We start from the raw sequence: 21035 nt of genomic DNA, 5'->3' as shown, positions 1-21035 counted from the left end.
CCGTCAATCACAATTTAGCAGGTGATTGCCTTTATTTGAGAAAGTGAGACCTCCCTACACTATATGCGATGAGGCTTGTCACGTTCTACCTTTGATGTGCTCTCCTATGTATGAAGGCAGCTTCAAGTTGCCCTCACTTATATGATTCGTACAGATCCATCCAATTATGTCGTTTATTCGAAAAAAAAGCAAACCGCTGCTAGCGATTTGCTTTCATCTATTACTCAATACCCATTTCCTCTTTCACAACAGCCGTAATTCGAGCCACATATTCATCACACAGCTCTTTTGTTTTTGCCTCAGCCATAACACGTACAAGCGGTTCTGTTCCAGATGGACGAACAAGGATACGGCCGTCACCATTCATCTCTTTTTCGACCTCTTGGATCACTGCTTTTACTTTTTCATTTTCTTCTACTTTATATTTATCAGACACTTTCACATTCACTAAAAGCTGCGGGAACTTTTCCATTTCCGCTGCAAGCTCTGATAATGTTTTTCCTGTCGCTTTGAGCGTATTCACAAGCATGATCGCAGAAAGCATGCCATCACCTGTCGTATTGTAATCAAGGAAAATCAAATGGCCTGATTGCTCACCGCCGACATTATAGCCATCATTTTTCATCGCTTCGACCACATAGCGGTCACCTACAGCAGTTTGAATGCTCTTAATGCCTTGCTTCTCAAGCGCTTTATAAAAACCAAGGTTGCTCATGACCGTTGACACGACGGTGTCATCCTTTAATCGACCTTCATCCTTCAAATAACGTGCACATATGTACATAATTTGATCGCCGTCTACGATATCACCTTTTTCATCGACTGCAATTAAACGGTCACCGTCACCATCAAACGCAAGACCAATATCTGCACCCTTCTCCTTCACAAATGCAGAAAGTGCCTCTGGATGAGTTGAGCCTACACCATCATTGATATTCAGTCCATTTGGTGATGTTCCCATTGTAGACACATCAGCATCTAAATCTGCAAATAAATGTGTCGCTAGAGAAGAGGTTGCACCGTGTGCACAGTCAAGCGCCACGTGAATACCTGTGAAATCCTCATCCGCTGTCTGCTTCAAGAATTGCAAGTATTTCTGACCGCCTTCAAAATAGTCATTGACCGTTCCAAGATCCGCTCCAACTGGGCGTGGTAATTGATCGACTGGCTGATCCATCAGCTGCTCAATTTCGCTTTCCTGTTCATCTGACAGCTTAAAGCCGTCACCGCCGAAGAATTTAATGCCGTTGTCTTGAACTGGATTGTGTGAAGCAGAAATCATGACACCCGCTTCAGCATCCATTGCCTTCGTTAAATAAGACACACCAGGTGTTGAGATCACACCTAGACGCATCACTTCAGCTCCAATTGAAAGTAAGCCTGCAACGAGCGCTCCTTCCAGCATATGACCGGATACACGTGTGTCTCGTCCAACGAGTACCTTTGGACGTTCTTTATCCTTTGTGAGCACATAGCCGCCAAATCTCCCAACTTTAAATGCGAGCTCTGGTGTTAATTCGCTATTTGCTACACCCCTTACACCATCAGTTCCAAAGTACTTGCCCATGTTTCAATCGCTCCTTTTTCCATTCAAGAGGACGCTTCGTCCTCTTTTTTATCTTCTTTGACCGGCTGTCTTTGACTTGATTCTTTCTTTGCTTTATCTTGTGTGGATTCTTCTTTACTCTTCTCACTCTGATCATCATCATCAGTTGATTGATCTTTTTGATCTTTTTGATCCTTTCGATCATTCGTCGACGCCGGCTGATCCTCTGTATCAGTAGAAGTGAGTTTCACTTTGACCTTTGATCTCGATAATGTCCATGTCACATTTTGAGGACCGTTCACTTGAACTTTGACCTCATGGGTTCCTTCGTTCAAGTCCCCTGCATTGATATAGGCTTCAACATCTGAAGCCTTTAGTTTATCAATCGCACTCTTCGACCCCTTTGCTGTTAACGTGATCCGTCCAGAAGATGGGCTCACAAAATCAGATGTGAAATCCTTGCTCAAACCCACGACAGAAATCGGTACATTATCGATCTTTTTTTCTTCAGCTGTTGCAACCTTCACTTTGATCTTAACAGTTTCGGGTGATACCTTTTTCACACCATCTGGCAGCGGAATATCGGCATCAATCTCCGTATCATCTTTGATCTTACTTAGGTCCAGCTTGACGCCATCAATAAAATCAAGTGCATCCAGTGCCTTTTGAGAGCCGTACACTGTGACCTCACTCGGGCTTGTCTCAATGCTTGAAATGCTGATCCCTTCTGGCAAGCTGCCCGTCCGCTCAAGTTTAAACGGAACCTTTTTGCTCGGACTCGAGATTGGAACCGTAATATCCACCACGGACGGACTTACTTCGACTGGCAGCTCATTCCCGCTGCTATCATACACAGTGAGCTTCGCTTCTTTTTCAATTTGCTGATCGACATCCTCTAAATTCACAAAAGCTTTAATGACAGAAATTTTGTCGATGACGTCCTTTGATCCAGTAACTGTGACCTTTTTCGGATTCACAATGGGCTGTTCAGGTGAATAGCCGTCTTTGATTTTATTTTGATTATAAAATTCGGTTTCAACAGGAAATTCAGCTGTCGTTTTTTCTTGTATCGTCACAGTCGTCACAGATGGATTAATCGATAGTGTGAGCCCCTTCGATACATCTCTTGCCTTCAGCTCCACTTTATGTGTACCTGTCGATAAGTTCTGCATGTCTGCGTAAATTTCAAAATTCTTTGTTTGCCTTGCTGTTTTCACAGCACTTGTTGATCCTTTAATCGTGACATTGACTGTCTGCGGCACACCGGTGACAACGTATTTCTCATCATCATAATACGCTTTAACAGGAATGTCGGTTAAAGTTGCTTCATCTGTCGTCGATGTTGGGAAAAAGGATTCACCGATTTTTTTCGGCGTGGGCGCTTGCGCTGAATTGACTGCACCATACAGCAATAAAGCGAAGACCAATGCAAGAAGCTTAACGGCCCAGCGATTATTCAAAATCTTATCCATTTTTCTTGCCCCTCCAATACCATTTGGTCGAGGAAGCATCTTTGCTGTTCTTACTAAATTCAGCAATCAGCATTTCTTCAAGCGCTTCTTCTGTCAATTCTCGGTGGAGATCACCATTCCTTGCGACAGAAATACCGCCAGTTTCCTCAGAAACGATGACAGTTAAGCTGTCTGTCACTTCACTTATTCCGACTGCCGCCCTATGACGCGTCCCAAGCTCCTTAGAAATAAAAGGGCTTTCTGACAGCGGTAAATAGCAAGCTGCAGCTGCAATCTCATCCCGCTTCATAATGACAGCACCGTCATGAAGCGGTGTATTCGGAATGAAAATATTAATGAGCAGCTCTGAACTCACCTTTGCATTCAAAGGAATCCCTGTCTCTATGTAATCATTCATTCCGGTATCGCGCTCAATTGTCAGCAGCGCGCCGATTCTGCGTTTCGCCATATAGTTAATTGCTTTTGTAATTGCCTCGATCGTTTTCTGCTGCTGTTCCTCTACAGGTGTCCCGCTTCTTGAGAAGAAACGGCCGCGCCCAAGCTGCTCAAGCGCTCTCCTTAGCTCTGGCTGAAAAATAATAATGATCGCAAGGAATCCCCACGTAATCGCTTGATCCATCAGCCATTGAAGTGTGTTAAGACCGAGATACGCACTTCCCATCCTGACGAGAACAATGACCACAATTCCCTTTAAAAGCTGAACCGCTTTTGTTCCGCGGATGACCATCATTAATTTATATATCACATACCAAACAACGAGAATATCAACAGCATTACCGAGGTACTGCAAAAAAGGAATATCCCCTAAAGCCATTTCCTCGTCCTCCAGAATTTTCAGTTATTCTTCGTTTGATGCATTTTTTTAATATAAAAAGAGCCTATGTATCAATACATAGCGTGGCTATTATACCACATTTTGTTTCAGCAAGGAAAATAGTTGCCATATCTGGCTGACTTGTTAGTATGCGTGAATCTCACCAATGTATAGAAAAAAGAGCAGCCCCCTTAGAGACTGCTCTTAAGCCGATTGAGTTACTTTTGCTCCTCTGGCCCAATGACCCGCATTACGTTTTGTGCTGTTGATTTCATTTTGTACCAGATCCAATCAAACACTTCATTAATTTCATTAATTTGACCAGTGACTTGTCCGGCAGAAGCAGTCAACTGTTCCCCATTGACGACGGTGACATTTCCATCAACCTTGCCTTCTACAATCAGCTTGCCATTTTTGACAGTGACATCACCCTTTACGGTTTCCCCTTTAGGTACGGTCACTGTATCATTTTCAACGACGAGATTCGGCTGCTTTGACACACTGAAATTATGATCGGTATTCCAGCTCGTGAACAGACTACCTCCCATTAAAATGAGAAAGAGGGCAGCGGCTACCATCAGCGGGTGAGCTTTGATCCATCTTTGAACCGACACACGCTTTTTCTCCTTTGGAAGACCTGCCATCACCTTTGCAGTGAAATCAGATGGTGCTTCTATATGAGATGTACTCTGCACTAGCGCGATGGATTTCTCAATTTGTTGAAAATGAGTACGGCACTCCTCACACGATTGCAGATGGCTTTTTAATTCTTTTTCGTCTTGGGGCTCAATGTCCCCGTCTAAATACTGATGCATAAGCTGGACGATTGTATCCTGACAGCTCATCAAAATCACCTCACTCAAAGGTCTCTCAACTGTTTCCGGAGAGCCTCTCTACCCCTGTGTATTCTCGTTTTCACCGTACCAACTGGTATATTCAGAATCTCACTAATCTCTTTTAACGAGAGTTCATCAATATACTTTAATACGATGACCGAACGATATTTGTCGGGTAATCTTAGAATTTTTTGCTGAATGGTGCTCGATAATTCAAGAGACACCACCTCATCCTCTGGCAAAATGCCATCAGCAGCAATTTGAGAATACATATTTAATCCTTCTGTTCCTGCCACCTCTGCATCTAAATAGTAATCCGGCTTTTTTTTGCGAATACGGTCGATGGTCAGGTTGGTTGCAATGCGGTACAGCCACGTGGAAAACTTACGATTCACATCAAAGCTTTCGATATTCACATAAGCACGAATAAACGCCTCCTGCGCAATATCCTCCGCTTCATGTGCATTCCCAAGCATACGGTAGCACAGCTGATAAATTTTGTCTTTATACAGGTCTACGATGTCTGCAAATGCGTTCTGGTCGCCTTTTTTCACTTGCTTAATTCTCTTTTTAATCATTGTGTCCATAGTATATTCAACCTCTGCCTTCACCGGTCTTTATGTATACGAACCTCTTTCCAAAAGGTTTCATTCTCCTCTAAAAAATAGTGTAACAAATTTTTGACAGTGTGTTACGCTTATCAACCGGTAAAAACCTTAACATATCCTTAAATTTTCCCAAAACAAAAAAGAACGGGAACAAGTCCCGCTCTACAATAGCTTTTCACCCATTAACGATCCAATTAATGCCACAGCCGCTTCTGCTGTTTTGTTTTTCTCATCTAAAACCGGATTTACTTCAACAAATTCAGCAGACGTTAAAATACCCGCCTCCTCTAAAAGCTCCATTGCAAGATGACTCTCCCGGTAACTAATGCCGCCTGCTACCGGAGTGCCTACACCAGGGCATTCCGCTGGGTCTAGCCCGTCTAAATCAAGCGAGAGATGGACACCATCTGTTCTTTCCTTTAGATACGCAATAGCTTCCTCCATCACCCTTGTCATCCCTAAACGATCAATTTCATGCATCGTATAGACTTTAATGCCTTTCTCTCGAATCAATGCCCGCTCTCCTTCATCTAAAGATCGAGCACCAATTATAACGACATTTTCAGGCTTCAATTTAGGAGAATAACCGCCAATGTTTGTTAAATCAGCATGCCCAAAACCGAGACTGACAGCAAGCGGCATGCCATGAATATTTCCAGAAGGAGAGGTTTCCTCCGTATTCAAATCCCCGTGTGCATCATACCAAATGACTCCTAAGTTTTCATAATGCTTGGCTACCCCAGCAAGTGTGCCAATCGCAATGCTGTGATCACCACCTAAAATGAGTGGAAACGAACCTGATTGCACAATACTGTCAACCTTCTCAGCAAGCAGCTGATTCGCACCAGCATTCTCCGTTAAATTTTTTAGTTTTTCACTTGTATATAAACCTTTCTCATCATCTCTTTGTTCAACTGGAATATCTCCGAGATCCTCCACATCAAATGAGAGCGTTTCCAATTTTTCTTTTACGCCTGCACAACGAATCGCACTCGGTCCCATATCGACGCCCCTTCTCGTTTGACCCAAGTCCATCGGAACTCCAACAATCGTGACCTTCTTTTGCTCTCCCATATGTACATCCCCTTTCCGTTCATGCTTATATTTTACTTTCTTGATGCCTTCTGACTCAACTCAACAACATTTTGAATAGTTATACATTCCCTCCGCCAACATAAAAAAAGACACCTTTTTGAAAAAGGTGTCTTAACTGGGCTAGCTGGATTCGAACCAACGCATGACGGAGTCAAAGTCCGTTGCCTTACCGCTTGGCTATAGCCCAAAAATGGTGGAGGGGGACGGATTCGAACCGCCGAACCCGGAGGGAGCGGATTTACAGTCCGCCGCGTTTAGCCACTTCGCTACCCCTCCACATATGGAATTGATAAAGAAAAAACAGTGCCGGCAAGAGGACTTGAACCCCCAACCTACTGATTACAAGTCAGTTGCTCTACCAGTTGAGCTACACCGGCATATGGTGGAGGATGACGGGCTCGAACCGCCGACCCTCTGCTTGTAAGGCAGATGCTCTCCCAGCTGAGCTAATCCTCCACATCATGGTGACCCGTACGGGATTCGAACCCGTGTTACCGCCGTGAAAGGGCGGTGTCTTAACCGCTTGACCAACGGGCCAGTTTGTCAAGTTTGTTGTTTCCGTGAAGCTGACAAAAGTTATTATATACAGGTTGTCCCCCTTTTGTAAAGGGGATTTTTATTTTTTTTATTTTCTAACTATTTACTCCCTATTTAATCAACATTTCAACTGAAATATAATTTCAATATTCAAATATAATATTGAAATTTCATATCATACTCAATATACTGAAAATGAAGAAATAAGGAGGTATGTCACATGCAGCCATCTCAACTGCGTTCTTTAACAACAGAATCAAGAAACCCCAACACAATGGGAATTTCTCAAGCAGATCCGCTTGAAATACTCCAGATGATTAATAAAGAAGATATGAAGGTCGCTCAAGCAGTCAACCTCGTACTTCCCCATGTCAAAACAGCAAGTGACTTTGCTTATGAATCCATCTCAAATGGAGGCAGACTCGTTTATTTAGGCGCCGGAACAAGCGGCAGAATTGGCGTAATGGATGCTGTCGAATGTCCCCCAACCTATAGCGTCTCACCTGATGTCATTGTAGGCATCATGGCAGGCGGAGACTCAGCTTTTTCTCAAGCTGCCGAAGATGTGGAAGACAGTGAAGAAGCCGGCAAACAGGATTTAATACACATCAATCTCACATCAAAAGATACAGTCGTCGGAATTGCCGCAAGCGGCAGGACACCTTATATCATCGGCGCTTTAAACTATGCAAAGTCAATTGGAGCTAAAACAGTCGCACTTAGCTGCAATAAACAAGCAGAAATTAGCGAGCTTGCAGATTGCGCCATTGAGGTCATTGTAGGACCAGAAGCCATCACTGGGTCAACAAGAATGAAAGCCGCATCCGCTCATAAAATGATTTTAAATATGCTTTCCACCTCAGTCATGATCAGACAAGGCAAAGTATATGAAAACCTGATGGTTGATGTAAAAGTCAGCAATCATAAATTAAAAGAACGCGCCATCACCATCATTCAACATGTGACAAATGCTTCCTACGAACAAGCCGTAAAGACTCTTGAAGCAGCAGACTTAGAAGTCAAAACTGCCATCGTCATGCTCCAAACAAACACAGACAAGAAAACAGCCAAAGATTTACTGAGCAAAACGAATGGCCACATCGACAAAGCGATCTCACGTTATCAATCCTAAAGGAGGCAGAGCTCATGTCAGCAGGTGGACTTACCCTACTACACACAATCAAATCAAAGCTCCCCCAATCTGAAAAAATCATTGCAGACTATATCCTTGCCCATCCTGACAAAGTCATTAAAAGTACAGTACACGAAATCAGTCAGGCAGCCGGCGCAAGCAGCTCCGCAGTCATCCGTCTTTGTAAATCTCTCGGGCTGGATGGCTATCAAGATTTAAAAATGCGGATCGCTGGAGACTTGATGCATGACGATAAACAAGGCTACAGAGATATCGAACAAGATGAACCGCTTCAATCCATTATTCAAAAAACAGCAGGAAACTCGATTCAATCGATTAAGGACACCGCTTCTATTTTAAATGCAGACGCTTTAGAAAAGGCTGTTCAATTACTGTTGAATGCAAACCAAATTCATTTTATCGGTGTTGGTGCATCTGGTATCGTCGCAGCTGATGCCCAGCAGAAATTTCTCAGAATTAACTATGCAGCGACAGCCTTCACTGACATGCACATTGCATCTACGGTCATCGCAAATGCAGGAGAGAATGACATTGTGTTTGGTATCTCCTTTTCAGGAGAAACGTTAGACATCATTCAAGCCCTTCAGCTCGCAAAAGACAACCAAGTGAAAACCATTGCTTTAACACATCCAGGTCATACAAGCGTTTCTGCTTTATGTGATGTTCACCTATCGACGTCCGGTTCCAATGAAGCACCTTTTCGCAGTGCTGCCACTTCCTCTAGAATGGCACAGCTCTACTTAATTGATGTCTTGTTCCTCAGTTTAGCTTCTCGTCAATATGAAGAGACAGCCCAATATATTGACAAAACAAGGCATGCCATCCGCTCCATGAAACGAAAAACAAAGGGGGATTCAACATGAGTCATCAAAAGAAATATCAGCAGTTGGCGAAAGATATTCTTTCACTCTGTGGTGGTTCTGAAAATATCTCTTCCCATACACATTGTATGACACGTCTTCGAATTACACCGATCGATAATGAAAAAGTTCACATCACAGCAATCAAAGAACTCGATGGCGTCATTGGCGTCGTCGAAGCAGAAACGCTTCAAATCATTTTAGGCACTGGTGTTGTCAACCAAGTATCAAGTGCGTTTGAACAGCTTCTAAATGCCTCTGGCTCTTATGATTTAAACAACGAAGCACAAAAAAACAAGCAAGCCATTTCACAAAAAAACCGCACACCGTTCAAGCTGTTCTTACGGCGGATTGCCAGCATTTTTATTCCAATCATTCCGGCACTTGTTGCTTCAGGTCTTATTACTGGGATTACAAAAGCGATCGTGCAAGCGGGCTGGCTTGACGAAAAATCTCAAGCCGCAGTTATTTTAACAGTTATAGGTTCTGGCCTTTTCGCCTACCTAGGGATATTAGTCGGAACAAACGCCGCAAAGGAATTTGGAGGCTCTCCTGCATTAGGTGCATTAGCTGGTATTCTCATTATTAACCCAGCCTCCGCAGACATTATGTTATTTGGCACAAATATTCTACCAGGCAGAGGCGGACTCATCGGTGTTCTTCTAGCCGCCATCTTTATGGCACTTGTGGAAACCCGAATTAGACGCTTCGTCCCGCAATCTCTTGATATCATCGTCACACCAACCATCACACTACTCATTACAGGCATTTTCACGTATGTTGTCTTCATGCCAGTCGGCGGATTTATATCTGATGCCATCACCTCAGGACTGACTTACCTATTAAATATGGGCGGAATCTTCGCAGGATTTGTTCTTGGTGCGACCTTCCTTCCACTTGTTGTAACAGGACTTCATCAAGGGCTGACACCGATTCATATGGAACTCATCAATTCAATTGGAGATGACCCGCTTCTGCCAATTCTCGCTATGGGCGGTGCAGGACAGGTAGGCGCTGCATTCGCCATTTATATGAAAACAAAAAAGAAAAAGCTCAAAAGAGCCATTGCTGGTGGACTTCCTTCTGGGATGCTGGGCATTGGTGAACCACTCATTTTCGGTGTCACACTCCCGCTAGGACGACCATTTCTCACCGCTTGTCTTGGTGCAGGAATCGGCGGCGCATTTCAAGCCTACTTCCAAATCGCGACGAAAGCCATCGGTGTATCCGGTCTTCCATTAACCTTTATTGTTCACACACATCAAATGCTTCTTTACTTAATTGGACTATTTATCGCATATGTTGCTGGATTTTTCTTCACATACTTATTTGGATTTCATGATGATATGGCTGTTGAATTTGAGGATCACAATCAATAAGGAGGTCTAGACCTTGAAGAAATGTTTTCTTTTGATCACATGTCTGCTCATGCTCCTTGGGTTTCCAGTACAAACATTTGCAACTAGCTCCCATCCTGTATCGTCTTTGTCTAAAACAGCTCCTGAAGAATATCCCGTCTTAAAAAAAGCAAAACGACCGGAACAAGTAGGTTTTTCTTCCAGGCAGCTGAGGAAGGTTGATCAAATGATTCAAAATGACATCCAAGCAGGATTTCCAGGAGCCGCTCTCATCATTATCAAGGACGGAAAGATCGTCCATCAAAAAGCCTATGGCTACCGGCAAAAATACGATGGCACAACAGAGCTCAAATCATATAAAAAAATGAAAAAGGATACACTATTCGATTTGGCATCTAATACGAAAATGTATGCGACCAACTATGCCCTGCAAAAGCTTGTCTACGAGAAAAAACTTGATGTCAACGAAAAAATACAGACCATCCTTCCAGATTTTCAGGATGAACCTGATGCAAAGGTAACTGGTAAAGACCAGCTCCGGGTAAAGGATCTACTCACCCATTCTGCCGGTCTCCCTTCCAGTGTCTTATTTTATAGCAAAGAATCAGCTGGCTCTTTTTATTCTCAAGATAGAAAAACAACGATGAAATGGCTGCCAAAAGTACCGCTGCAATACAAGCCAGGTACCCAGCACATTTATAGTGATATTGATTACATGCTGCTGGGCATGATCATCGAGAAGAAAACAGGCATGCCTCTTGATCAATATGTCGAGTCAACCATTTATCGGCCGTTAGGTCTCAAACACACAATGTTCAATCCGCTGCAAAAAGGCTTCAAGCCGAAGCATTTTGCAGCAACAGAACGTTTAGGCAATTCACGAGACGGTGTAATCGATTTTGAAAACATCCGACGGTACACCCTGCTAGGTGAAGTACACGACGAGAAAGCATATTACTCAATGGCAGGTATCTCCGGCCACGCTGGACTTTTCTCGAATACCTCAGATATGGCCGTGCTGCTTCAGCTGATGCTTAACAAAGGAGGCTATGGAAAAACAACCATCTTTGATCAAGCTTCCATCGATCTCTTTACAGCCTCCTCTGATACGAACCCAACTTACGGGCTAGGCTGGCGAAAAAACGGTCATACTGACATGGAATGGATGTTTGGAAAATATGCAAGTAACGAAGCCTATGGACATACTGGCTGGACCGGCACAATGACGTTGATTGATCCTAAACACAATTTAGGTGTCGTCTTGCTGACGAATAAGAAACATTCACCCGTTGTTTCACCAGAAACCAATCCTAATCAATTTGAAGGTGACCTGTTCCCAACTGGTACTTATGGAAGCATCATGACTGCAATCTACGAATCTTTTAAGTAAAAGGAGGAATTCGATGTTGAAAGCTCTCTTTCCCGCTGCACTAGTTTTAGCCCTGCTAACCTCTTCCATTCCAACGGAAAAGGTTAGCTCTGCCTCTCTGCCAACCGCTAAACAAATGGTTCAAGACATGTCACTGGATGAAAAGATAGGTCAAATGCTCATGCCGGACTTTCGCAATTGGCAAACAAAAGATGAATCCGCACCTACAGGCTTCACAAAGATGAATAACGAAGTATCTCACCTTGTAGAAAAATATCATCTAGGTGGTGTCATCTTATTTGCGGAGAATGTCGTTGATACGGAACAAACCGTGAAACTCACCCACGAATTTCAAAAAGCATCACCAAACATTCCTTTACTCATTTCCATTGATCAAGAAGGCGGAATCGTCACAAGGTTACAAAAGGGAACACATTTCCCAGGAAATATGTCGATTGGTGCCTCTAGAAGCAAAAAAAATGCATATGACACAGGAAAAATCATCGGAAAAGAATTAAACGCCTTGGGGATTAATACAAACTTTTCTCCTGTGCTTGATGTGAATAACAACCCAGACAACCCCGTCATTGGTGTCCGTTCCTTTAGCTCTGATCCTGCTCTTGTCACTAGGCTTGGCCTTCAAACCATGAAAGGACTTCAAAAGGAAAAGACCATTTCCACGCTAAAACATTTCCCAGGACATGGTGATACAGCCGTCGATAGTCACTACGGCTTGCCGCTCGTAGAGCATGACCTAGATCGTTTAAAAAAGGTTGAGCTGTATCCATTTCAACAAGCGATCAACGCTGGTGCGGATATGGTGATGACCGCTCATGTTCAATTTCCTGCCATTGATGACACAACATATCAAAGCAAAAAAGATGGCGAGGACATTATGGTTCCAGCAACCTTATCAAAAAAAGTCATCACACACTTATTAAAAGAAGAGATGGGCTTTCAAGGTGTTGTTGTGACGGATGCCCTAAACATGAAAGCGATTGCAGATAATTTCGGACAGGAAGAAGCCGTAGTGATGGCCATTAAAGCAGGCGTCGACATCGCCCTCATGCCAGCACCAGTTACCTCATTAAAAACAGAGAAAAACCTGGAGAATGTATTTAATGCGGTCAAACAAGCGATTTTAAAGAAAGAAATTCCGATGTCGCAGATTAACGAATCCGTCGAAAAAATTCTTCAATTGAAAATCAAACGCGGCATTATTTCCTCCAAAAAACCAATCAGTCTTGAGAAAAAAATCAAAAAAGCCACTCAAGTCGTCGGGAAAAAATCGCACCGTCAAGCAGAACAAAAAATGGCACGTGAAGGAATCACCCTGCTTAAAAACAACAAAAAAACCTTACCTTTCAAGCCTAAAAAGAATGACAAAATCGTGGTCATGGCACCTTACGAAGATCAGACAAAAGCAATGTCTGTCACAGTCGAATCTCTCATAAAACAAAAAAAGATCAAGCCTGTACGCATCCAGTCATATGCTTTTGCGGATAAAACGTTCACCAAAGACTCTGCCAAACTAATTCAAGAAGCTGACTATGTCATCACTGGCTCTTACGTTGTCCAAAATGACCCAGCTGTAAATGATGGCGTAATTGATGACAATGTCCAGGACCCAAAAAAATGGGCAACTGCCTTCCCTCGTGCTGTCATGAAAGAAGCAGGAGCACAAAATAAAAAAATGGTCATCATGAGTCTTAGAAACCCTTATGATGCGGCAAATTTTGAAGAAGCTGATGCCTTACTAGCTGTGTACGGTTTTAAAGGCTACTCAAACGGACAATTCAATCAGCCAAATATTCCTGCTGGACTAGAAGTGATATTTGGAGCTGCATCACCTAAAGGGAAACTGCCAGTTGATATCCCATCTGTCACTCATCCAAATCAAACCCTTTACCCATTCGGCTATGGCATCAGTTTAAAAGGGAAACAGATCAAATAGGAGGGATTCTCTTGAAGAAAACAGTAAGTTTCATACTCGCAAGCATTCTCATGATAAGCACATTGACCGCCGCCTCTCCCACAGATCAAGAACGAACAGACACAAAAAGAAAAAAAGCAACAGTCAAAACAGGGATCGAAACACTACTCTCAAGCAATCTTTCATGGCTAAAAGGGAAAAGGGTTGGTCTCATTACCAATCCGACTGGCATTGATGCAAATATGAAAAGCAGTGTTGACCTCCTATTTGAACATCCAAATATCAAGCTCACTGCTTTATATGGGCCTGAACACGGCGTGCGCGGCGATGCACAAGCAGGAGAAGGTGTCGAATCCTATACCGATGAAAAAACAGGTCTTCCTGTTTACTCTCTTTATGGAAAAACAAGAAAACCAACTCCTGAAATGCTAAAAAATGTAGATGTCCTGCTGTTTGATATTCAAGACGTTGGTACTCGTTATTACACCTATATTTACACAATGGCCTATGCGATGGAAGCCGCTAAAGAAAACAACATTCCCTTTGTTGTCCTAGACCGCCCAAATCCCATTGGCGGACTAAAAGTAGAAGGACCTGTTTTAGAGCCTGAACACGCCTCATTTGTAGGGCTCTATCCAATCCCGCTAAGACATGGAATGACTACTGGTGAGCTTGCAAAACTGTTTAACAAAGAGTTTCATATCAATGCTGATGTAACAGTCATCAAAATGAAGAATTGGAAGCGGTCCATGACATTTGATGACACGAAGCTGCCGTTCGTCCTTCCTTCCCCTAACATGCCAACAGTGGATAGTACCTTTGTATATCCTGCCACAGGATTAATTGAAGGCACAAATGTCTCTGAAGGCAGAGGAACGACAAAACCATTCGAGCTCATTGGTGCACCATATATCAATAGCAGCGAGCTGGCAGATCATTTAAATCAGCTAAAACTAAAAGGCGTTCAATTTAGACCTGTGTCATTCACCCCCACATTTTCTAAACATGCCGGTACACTATCTCACGGTGTGCAGTTATACGTCACAGACCGCTCATCCTTCGAAGCGGTGAAAACGGGGTTATCCATCATCACAGCAATACATGATTTATATCCGAACGACTTTCAGTTCCTTCAAACAGGCAGCTTTGACAAACTCATCGGGAATGGCTGGATGAAAGAAGAAATCAAAAAAGGAACTTCCGTCAAACACATCATGAAACGTTATCATCATGACCTCAAAACATTCGAAAAGAAGCGAAAAAAATATCTCATCTATTAAATCACAAAAAACCCTCCATCCTTTGATAGATGGAGGGTTTTTCATGAGAAAGATTTGGTCACAGCAGGTGCTTTCAACTCAAAACGATTGAGTAAGAAGCCAAATAAGGCAGCAAGCACTTGCTGAAACAGCATGCCAATCACTACAGGAACAGCGACAGCAGGCGGGAAAAAGCTAATGGCAAGCACAGCCCCCGCACTAATGTTTCTCATACCGCCCGTATACACGATGGCCACAATCTCCCCTTGAGTACATTTCATCGCCTTCCCAATCAACCATGCAAACGCATAACCGCTCATCGCGATGAGAAACACCGTCGCTGCTTTGCTAAAAAATGCGCCATCCAGTTCACGCAAGTATGGCGCAACAACAGAACTGTTAATCGACACCACTACAAACAAGCCTATTTTTGAAAAAGGTGACAGTGTCTGACTGATCTTTTTCGTCACATCAGGCTTTGCATAGTGACGAACAAGCATACCTAAAATAGATGGAAGCACCACCATCCCAAACAGCCCTTTCATGATCGCCACCATGTCCATATGAACTTGTGTACCGGCCAAAAGTGACAAACTGGCTGGCACAATTAATGGCGAAAGCATTGTATCAATTAAAATAATGGATAACGTTAATCCAACATTCCCTTTATACATTGCCGCCCATATTAAACTAGAGACTCCTGTGGGAATCACCATTGCAAGTGTCAAACCAGTGATCGTCATGGCATCTCCCGCAAATATGAGATGTCCCGCTGACCAAGCATAAAGAGGCATCAACACATGCAAAATCATAAACGATAAAATCAAAGGCAATGGGTGCATCACCGTATGCTTTAAAGCCGAAAAAGTAGAAGACAAACTCCCTGCAAAGGTCATCACAGCAAATACCCATGGCACTAAAAACGTATAATCCTTTAAGTAAGCCGCCAATAAAACACCGAGTAACACACTAAAAGGTGTAATGAGCGGCATCATCCGGCCGAGCACTTGATTCAAACGCAAAAGCATGCCGGCCACCTCCATCCTTCACTTTCTTACCTTTTCTATTGTAACAGACAGAAAGGCCTTTTTAAGAACCATTCACTTGTTTCACAAGCTTTTGACTTGATGTATCCATTCCAACTACGTCCACCTGGACGCCATTTGCTTGATACCTTTCCTTTATACGTTCTATCGCTGCTACGCCTGATTCATCCCATATACGTGCTTCAGACAAATCAATTACAACAGATTGGAGTTCTTTCCCCTGATGGAAAGCTTGGATCAAGTCAGTGACAGAAGCAAAGAAAATTTGCCCTTTAACTCGATATACCCAAGTACCTGCCTGGCTTTCTTTAGACGTAATATGGAGCTTCGATATCTTTGCGACAAAGAATATCGCACTAAGCAGTACACCTGCAAAAACACCTTTTGATAAATCATGAGTCAACACCACCGTCATGACCGTGACAACCATCACAATAGAATCTGTTTTCGGATTCTTTTTTAGCTGCTGAAAGGAACTCCAATCAAATGTGCCAATGGAAACCATGAACATCACAGCCACTAGAGCAGCCATCGGAATTTGAACCACGACATCACCTAGTACAAAAATCAACACCATTAAAAAAGCACCCGCTACAAAGGTAGAAAGCCGGCCTCGTCCTCCTGCCTTCGTATTAATCACAGATTGGCCAATCATCGCACAGCCAGCCATACCACCAAAGAATCCCGCAACCACATTGGCAATCCCTTGACCTCTCGCTTCCTTGTTCTTATTACTAGACGTCTCTGTCATATCATCGACAATCTGTGCGGTTAAAAGAGACTCAAGTAAACCAACCATCGCAAGTGCTAAAGAATAAGGAAAAATAATAGCAAGTGTTTCCCAGCTAAACGGAACCTGAGGAATCAGAAAAACAGGCAAAGAACTTGGAAGCTCTCCCATATCTCCAACAGTTCTAACATCAATATGTCCAAATACAGCAATTATCGTCATTACAATAATGGCTATGAGTGGGGAAGGTATCACCTTTATAACCATAGGCAATAAATAAATGATCAGCAAGGCACCACCTGTCATCATATACATGACCATTGATTCCCCAACGAAATGTGGAAGCTGAGCCGTGAAAATCATAATAGCCAACGCATTGACAAAACCAACCATTACGGACCTCGGAATAAATTTCATCAAACGAGACACTCGGCACAATCCAAACACAATTTGAATCAAACCCGTCAAAATCGTAGCTGCAAACAAATATTGCAAACCATGATCAGCGACCAAGTTAACCATGACGAGAGCCATAGCCCCTGTTGCAGCCGAAATCATGCCTGGGCGTCCACCAACAAACGAAATCACAATCGCGATACAAAATGATGCATACAAGCCGACCTTCGGATCAACGCCCGCAATAATCGAAAACGCAATTGCCTCAGGAATTAAAGCCAGTGCGACTAATATACCCGCAAGCACGTCCTGACGTACATGTCCAAACCATTCTTGATTTACAAATAAATCTTTCAAACCATCTACTCCTTTTTATATACATACCGTACATGGAAAAAGAAGATCAACTATACCTGGAGATAAAGAAAGGGAAAACAAACGATACTTCACTTTCGGGGGAAAAGAGGAACGTACAGAGTCTTTTGATATAGAGGATATCACTTTAGTAAGAATAAAAGAAAGAGAATGAAGAATCAAGAACAAAAAGAAGGAAAAAGCGATGCAACAATACTATGCAAGCCGTTTTATTCGCTTTCCTAATGTCATCAGTCTACTGATCATTGAGCAATTCAGTATATATGTAAACAAACAAAAAAAGCCTTCTCATCATCGAGAAACCTTGTCATATCAACATATAGAGGAAAGCTTCCAAGCGGGCTCGAACCGCTGACCTCTTCCTTACCATGGAAGTGCTCTACCTACTGAGCTATGGAAGCATGGCTCCGCAGGTAGGACTCGAACCTACGACCGATCGGTTAACAGCCGATAGCTCTACCACTGAGCTACTGCGGAATGATAAAGTAACTTCTTCCATTGGAAGGATATAAACAAAAAGCTTGGCGGCGTCCTACTCTCACAGGGGGAAACCCCCAACTACCATCGGCGCTGAAGAGCTTAACTTCCGTGTTCGGTATGGGAACGGGTGTGACCTCTTCGCTATCGCCACCAAACCTGATGGAGAGAATGTTCTCTCAAAACTAGATAACAATGTTCATGCTTCACAAATGAATATAGGTTAAGTCCTCGATCTATTAGTATCTGTCAGCTCCACGTGTCACCACGCTTCCACCTCAGACCTATCAACCTGATCATCTTTCAGGGATCTTACTTCCTTGCGGAATGGGAAATCTCATCTTGAGGGGGGCTTCATGCTTAGATGCTTTCAGCACTTATCCCGTCCGCACATAGCTACCCAGCGATGCCCTTGGCAGAACAACTGGTACACCAGCGGTGCGTCCATCCCGGTCCTCTCGTACTAAGGACAGCTCCTCTCAAATTTCCTGCGCCCGCGACGGATAGGGACCGAACTGTCTCACGACGTTCTGAACCCAGCTCGCGTACCGCTTTAATGGGCGAACAGCCCAACCCTTGGGACCGACTACAGCCCCAGGATGCGATGAGCCGACATCGAGGTGCCAAACCTCCCCGTCGATGTGGACTCTTGGGGGAGATAAGCCTGTTATCCCCGGGGTAGCTTTTATCCGTTGAGCGATGGCCCTTCCATGCGGAACCACCGGATCACTAAGCCCGACTTTCGTCCCTGCTCGACTTGTAGGTCTCGCAGTCAAGCTCCCTTGTGCCTTTACACTCTGCGAATGATTTCCAACCATTCTGAGGGAACCTTTGGGCGCCTCCGTTACATTTTAGGAGGCGACCGCCCCAGTCAAACTGCCCACCTGACACTGTCTCCCTGCCCGATAAGGGCAGCGGGTTAGAAGGTCAATACAGCCAGGGTAGTATCCCACCGATGCCTCCACCGAAGCTAGCGCTCCGGTTTCCAAGGCTCCTACCTATCCTGTACAAGCTGTACCAACATTCAATATCAGGCTGCAGTAAAGCTCCACGGGGTCTTTCCGTCCTGTCGCGGGTAACCTGCATCTTCACAGGTACTATAATTTCACCGAGTCTCTCGTTGAGACAGTGCCCAGATCGTTGCGCCTTTCGTGCGGGTCGGAACTTACCCGACAAGGAATTTCGCTACCTTAGGACCGTTATAGTTACGGCCGCCGTTTACTGGGGCTTCAATTCGCACCTTCGCTTACGCTAAGCGCTCCTCTTAACCTTCCAGCACCGGGCAGGCGTCAGCCCCTATACTTCGCCTTACGGCTTCGCAGAGACCTGTGTTTTTGCTAAACAGTCGCCTGGGCCTATTCACTGCGGCTTCTCGGGGCTTTAACACCCTAAGAAGCACCCCTTCTCCCGAAGTTACGGGGTCATTTTGCCGAGTTCCTTAACGAGAGTTCTCTCGATCACCTTAGGATTCTCTCCTCGCCTACCTGTGTCGGTTTGCGGTACGGGCACCTCTCACCTCGCTAGAGGCTTTTCTTGGCAGTGTGGAATCAGGAACTTCGCTACTAAATTTCGCTCGCCATCACAGCTCAGCCTTTACGGGAAACGGATTTGCCTATTTCCCAGCCTAACTGCTTGGACGCGGATATCCAATACCGCGCTTACCCTATCCTCCTGCGTCCCCCCATTGCTCAAATGGTGAGGAGGTGGTACAGGAATATCAACCTGTTGTCCATCGCCTACGCCTTTCGGCCTCGGCTTAGGTCCCGACTAACCCTGAGCGGACGAGCCTTCCTCAGGAAACCTTAGGCATTCGGTGGACGGGATTCTCACCCGTCTTTCGCTACTCATACCGGCATTCTCACTTCTAAGCGCTCCACCAGTCCTTCCGGTCTGGCTTCACAGCCCTTAGAACGCTCTCCTACCACTGTTCGTAAGAACAGTCCGCAGCTTCGGTGATACGTTTAGCCCCGGTACATTTTCGGCGCAGAGTCACTCGACCAGTGAGCTATTACGCACTCTTTAAATGGTGGCTGCTTCTAAGCCAACATCCTGGTTGTCTAAGCAACTCCACATCCTTTTCCACTTAACGTATACTTTGGGACCTTAGCTGGCGGTCTGGGCTGTTTCCCTTTCGACTACGGATCTTATCACTCGCAGTCTGACTCCCAAGGATAAGTCATCGGCATTCGGAGTTTGACTGAATTCGGTAACCCGGTAGGGGCCCCTAGTCCAATCAGTGCTCTACCTCCGAGACTCTTACCTTGAGGCTAGCCCTAAAGCTATTTCGGAGAGAACCAGCTATCTCCAGGTTCGATTGGCATTTCACCCCTACCCACACCTCATCCCCGCACTTTTCAACGTGCGTGGGTTCGGGCCTCCATTCAGTGTTACCTGAACTTCACCCTGGACATGGGTAGATCACCTGGTTTCGGGTCTACGACCACGTACTCATGCGCCCTATTCAGACTCGCTTTCGCTGCGGCTCCGCATCTTCTGCTTAACCTTGCACGGGATCGTAACTCGCCGGTTCATTCTACAAAAGGCACGCCATCACCCGTTAACGGGCTCTGACTACTTGTAGGCACACGGTTTCAGGATCTATTTCACTCCCCTTCCGGGGTGCTTTTCACCTTTCCCTCACGGTACTGGTTCACTATCGGTCACTAGGGAGTATTTAGCCTTGGGAGATGGTCCTCCCGGATTCCGACGGAATTTCACGTGTTCCGCCGTACTCAGGATCCACTCTGGAGAGAACAACATTTCAGTTACAGGGCTGTTACCTTCTTTGGCGGGCCTTTCCAGACCTCTTCGCTTATATCGTTCCTTTGTAACTCCGTATAGAGTGTCCTACAACCCCAAGAGGCAAGCCTCTTGGTTTGGGCTGTTCCCGTTTCGCTCGCCGCTACTCAGGGAATCGCATTTGCTTTCTCTTCCTCCGGGTACTTAGATGTTTCAGTTCCCCGGGTATGCCTTCTCATACTCTATGTATTCAAGTATGGATACTACTCCATTACGAGCAGTGGGTTTCCCCATTCGGAAATCTCCGGATCAAAGCTTGCTTACAGCTCCCCGAAGCATATCGGTGTTCGTCCCGTCCTTCATCGGCTCCTAGTGCCAAGGCATCCACCGTGCGCCCTTTCTAACTTAACCATTTCTTACTTTAGAAAGAAT

Annotated in this window: 15 protein-coding genes, 7 tRNA genes and 2 rRNA genes; 7 read left to right on the top strand and 17 right to left on the bottom strand. The window is 44.5% G+C overall.

Features of this window, described 5'->3' with window-relative positions:
* Positions 1–220 precede the first annotated feature (220 nt).
* From glmM to NSQ72_RS01070, 11 genes are all read right to left on the bottom strand, one after another.
* Complete coding sequence (gene glmM / locus NSQ72_RS01120; protein WP_099662838.1) at positions 221–1567, bottom strand: phosphoglucosamine mutase; 1347 nt, start codon at positions 1565–1567, stop codon at positions 221–223.
* 23 nt (positions 1568–1590) lie between these two features.
* Positions 1591–3018, bottom strand: coding sequence for a CdaR family protein (locus tag NSQ72_RS01115; RefSeq protein WP_341083069.1), 1428 nt, complete (start codon positions 3016–3018; stop codon positions 1591–1593).
* Complete coding sequence (cdaA, locus tag NSQ72_RS01110) at positions 3011–3832, bottom strand: diadenylate cyclase CdaA (RefSeq protein WP_008344027.1); 822 nt, start codon at positions 3830–3832, stop codon at positions 3011–3013. Before cdaA ends, NSQ72_RS01115 begins: the two co-directional genes overlap by 8 nt.
* A 218-nt stretch (positions 3833–4050) precedes the next feature.
* Complete coding sequence (gene rsiW / locus NSQ72_RS01105) at positions 4051–4677, bottom strand: anti-sigma-W factor RsiW (protein WP_341083067.1); 627 nt, start codon at positions 4675–4677, stop codon at positions 4051–4053.
* Positions 4678–4691: 14 nt separating this feature from the next.
* Positions 4692–5255, bottom strand: coding sequence for an RNA polymerase sigma factor SigW (gene sigW / locus NSQ72_RS01100; RefSeq protein ID WP_024424449.1), 564 nt, complete (start codon positions 5253–5255; stop codon positions 4692–4694).
* 183 nt (positions 5256–5438) lie between these two features.
* Positions 5439–6350 (bottom strand): arginase, encoded by a 912-nt coding sequence (gene rocF, locus NSQ72_RS01095; RefSeq protein ID WP_039176043.1) that lies wholly within the window; start codon positions 6348–6350, stop codon positions 5439–5441.
* A 136-nt stretch (positions 6351–6486) separates the two neighbouring features.
* Positions 6487–6558: transfer RNA gene (locus NSQ72_RS01090), tRNA-Gln, on the bottom strand.
* Between the two features lie 4 nt (positions 6559–6562).
* A tRNA-Tyr gene (locus NSQ72_RS01085) sits at positions 6563–6647 on the bottom strand.
* 28 nt (positions 6648–6675) lie between these two features.
* Positions 6676–6748: transfer RNA gene (locus NSQ72_RS01080), tRNA-Thr, on the bottom strand.
* A gap of 3 nt (positions 6749–6751) precedes the next feature.
* A tRNA-Val gene (locus NSQ72_RS01075) sits at positions 6752–6827 on the bottom strand.
* 6 nt (positions 6828–6833) lie between these two features.
* A tRNA-Glu gene (locus NSQ72_RS01070) sits at positions 6834–6908 on the bottom strand.
* Positions 6909–7128: 220 nt separating this feature from the next.
* On the opposite strand from NSQ72_RS01070, the gene murQ reads away from it, so the two are divergent.
* The 6 genes from murQ to NSQ72_RS01040 are packed head-to-tail and all read left to right on the top strand — an operon-like array spanning position 7129 to position 14861.
* Positions 7129–8040 (top strand): N-acetylmuramic acid 6-phosphate etherase, encoded by a 912-nt coding sequence (gene murQ / locus NSQ72_RS01065; RefSeq protein WP_064498205.1) that lies wholly within the window; start codon positions 7129–7131, stop codon positions 8038–8040.
* A gap of 14 nt (positions 8041–8054) precedes the next feature.
* Positions 8055–8924: a MurR/RpiR family transcriptional regulator gene (locus NSQ72_RS01060; RefSeq protein WP_058837196.1), complete on the top strand. Its 870-nt coding sequence runs from the start codon at positions 8055–8057 to the stop codon at positions 8922–8924.
* Entirely contained in the window at positions 8921–10300 is a 1380-nt protein-coding gene (locus NSQ72_RS01055; RefSeq protein WP_064498206.1) for a PTS transporter subunit EIIC, read from the top strand. The genes NSQ72_RS01060 and NSQ72_RS01055 overlap by 4 nt, the downstream gene beginning before the upstream one ends.
* 13 nt (positions 10301–10313) lie before the next feature.
* On the top strand, positions 10314–11669 hold the full coding sequence (gene pbp4b / locus NSQ72_RS01050; protein ID WP_341083066.1) for a penicillin binding protein PBP4B: 1356 nt from the start codon (positions 10314–10316) through the stop codon (positions 11667–11669).
* A 13-nt stretch (positions 11670–11682) separates the two neighbouring features.
* Positions 11683–13602, top strand: coding sequence for a glycoside hydrolase family 3 protein (locus NSQ72_RS01045; RefSeq protein ID WP_341083065.1), 1920 nt, complete (start codon positions 11683–11685; stop codon positions 13600–13602).
* A gap of 50 nt (positions 13603–13652) precedes the next feature.
* The gene (locus tag NSQ72_RS01040; RefSeq protein ID WP_445285751.1) at positions 13653–14861 is read left to right on the top strand and encodes an exo-beta-N-acetylmuramidase NamZ family protein; all 1209 of its coding nucleotides are present in this window, start codon (positions 13653–13655) and stop codon (positions 14859–14861) included.
* Between the two features lie 41 nt (positions 14862–14902).
* Here the strand turns inward: NSQ72_RS01040 and NSQ72_RS01035 are convergent, their stop codons facing one another.
* Together NSQ72_RS01035 and NSQ72_RS01030 are read right to left on the bottom strand one after the other, a co-directional pair.
* Complete coding sequence (locus tag NSQ72_RS01035; protein WP_228285985.1) at positions 14903–15868, bottom strand: bile acid:sodium symporter family protein; 966 nt, start codon at positions 15866–15868, stop codon at positions 14903–14905.
* A 61-nt stretch (positions 15869–15929) separates the two neighbouring features.
* Entirely contained in the window at positions 15930–17369 is a 1440-nt protein-coding gene (locus tag NSQ72_RS01030) for a SulP family inorganic anion transporter (protein WP_341083059.1), read from the bottom strand.
* 202 nt (positions 17370–17571) lie between these two features.
* On the opposite strand from NSQ72_RS01030, the gene NSQ72_RS01025 reads away from it, so the two are divergent.
* The gene (locus tag NSQ72_RS01025) at positions 17572–17742 is read left to right on the top strand and encodes a hypothetical protein (RefSeq protein WP_341083057.1); all 171 of its coding nucleotides are present in this window, start codon (positions 17572–17574) and stop codon (positions 17740–17742) included.
* On the opposite strand, the gene NSQ72_RS01020 is transcribed toward NSQ72_RS01025, so the two are convergent.
* The 4 genes from NSQ72_RS01020 to NSQ72_RS01005 form a co-directional block, all read right to left on the bottom strand.
* Positions 17716–17788, bottom strand: a tRNA-Thr gene (locus NSQ72_RS01020). The two genes, NSQ72_RS01025 and NSQ72_RS01020, sit on opposite strands and share 27 nt — an antisense overlap.
* Before the next feature lies 1 nt (position 17789).
* Positions 17790–17864 (bottom strand) — tRNA-Asn (locus NSQ72_RS01015).
* A 42-nt stretch (positions 17865–17906) separates the two neighbouring features.
* A 5S ribosomal RNA gene (gene rrf, locus NSQ72_RS01010) occupies positions 17907–18022 on the bottom strand.
* 61 nt (positions 18023–18083) lie between these two features.
* Positions 18084–21014: ribosomal RNA gene (locus NSQ72_RS01005) — 23S ribosomal RNA — on the bottom strand.
* Positions 21015–21035 lie beyond the last annotated feature (21 nt).

Source organism: Bacillus sp. FSL R5-0659 (assembly GCF_038008785.1).
In the GTDB taxonomy this organism is placed as follows: domain Bacteria; phylum Bacillota; class Bacilli; order Bacillales; family Bacillaceae; genus Bacillus; species Bacillus safensis.
This window is presented reverse-complemented; position numbering and strand designations above follow the sequence as displayed.

Coding starts and splice junctions, on each gene's coding strand:
- glmM (WP_099662838.1), bottom strand. CDS start 1,567: ATGGGCAAGTACTTTGGAACTGATGGTGTAAGGGGTGTAGCAAATAGC.
- NSQ72_RS01115 (WP_341083069.1), bottom strand. CDS start 3,018: ATGGATAAGATTTTGAATAATCGCTGGGCCGTTAAGCTTCTTGCATTG.
- cdaA (WP_008344027.1), bottom strand. CDS start 3,832: ATGGCTTTAGGGGATATTCCTTTTTTGCAGTACCTCGGTAATGCTGTT.
- rsiW (WP_341083067.1), bottom strand. CDS start 4,677: ATGAGCTGTCAGGATACAATCGTCCAGCTTATGCATCAGTATTTAGAC.
- sigW (WP_024424449.1), bottom strand. CDS start 5,255: ATGGACACAATGATTAAAAAGAGAATTAAGCAAGTGAAAAAAGGCGAC.
- rocF (WP_039176043.1), bottom strand. CDS start 6,350: ATGGGAGAGCAAAAGAAGGTCACGATTGTTGGAGTTCCGATGGACTTG.
- murQ (WP_064498205.1), top strand. CDS start 7,129: ATGCAGCCATCTCAACTGCGTTCTTTAACAACAGAATCAAGAAACCCC.
- NSQ72_RS01060 (WP_058837196.1), top strand. CDS start 8,055: ATGTCAGCAGGTGGACTTACCCTACTACACACAATCAAATCAAAGCTC.
- NSQ72_RS01055 (WP_064498206.1), top strand. CDS start 8,921: ATGAGTCATCAAAAGAAATATCAGCAGTTGGCGAAAGATATTCTTTCA.
- NSQ72_RS01045 (WP_341083065.1), top strand. CDS start 11,683: ATGTTGAAAGCTCTCTTTCCCGCTGCACTAGTTTTAGCCCTGCTAACC.
- NSQ72_RS01040 (WP_445285751.1), top strand. CDS start 13,653: ATGATAAGCACATTGACCGCCGCCTCTCCCACAGATCAAGAACGAACA.
- NSQ72_RS01035 (WP_228285985.1), bottom strand. CDS start 15,868: ATGCTTTTGCGTTTGAATCAAGTGCTCGGCCGGATGATGCCGCTCATT.
- NSQ72_RS01025 (WP_341083057.1), top strand. CDS start 17,572: ATGCAACAATACTATGCAAGCCGTTTTATTCGCTTTCCTAATGTCATC.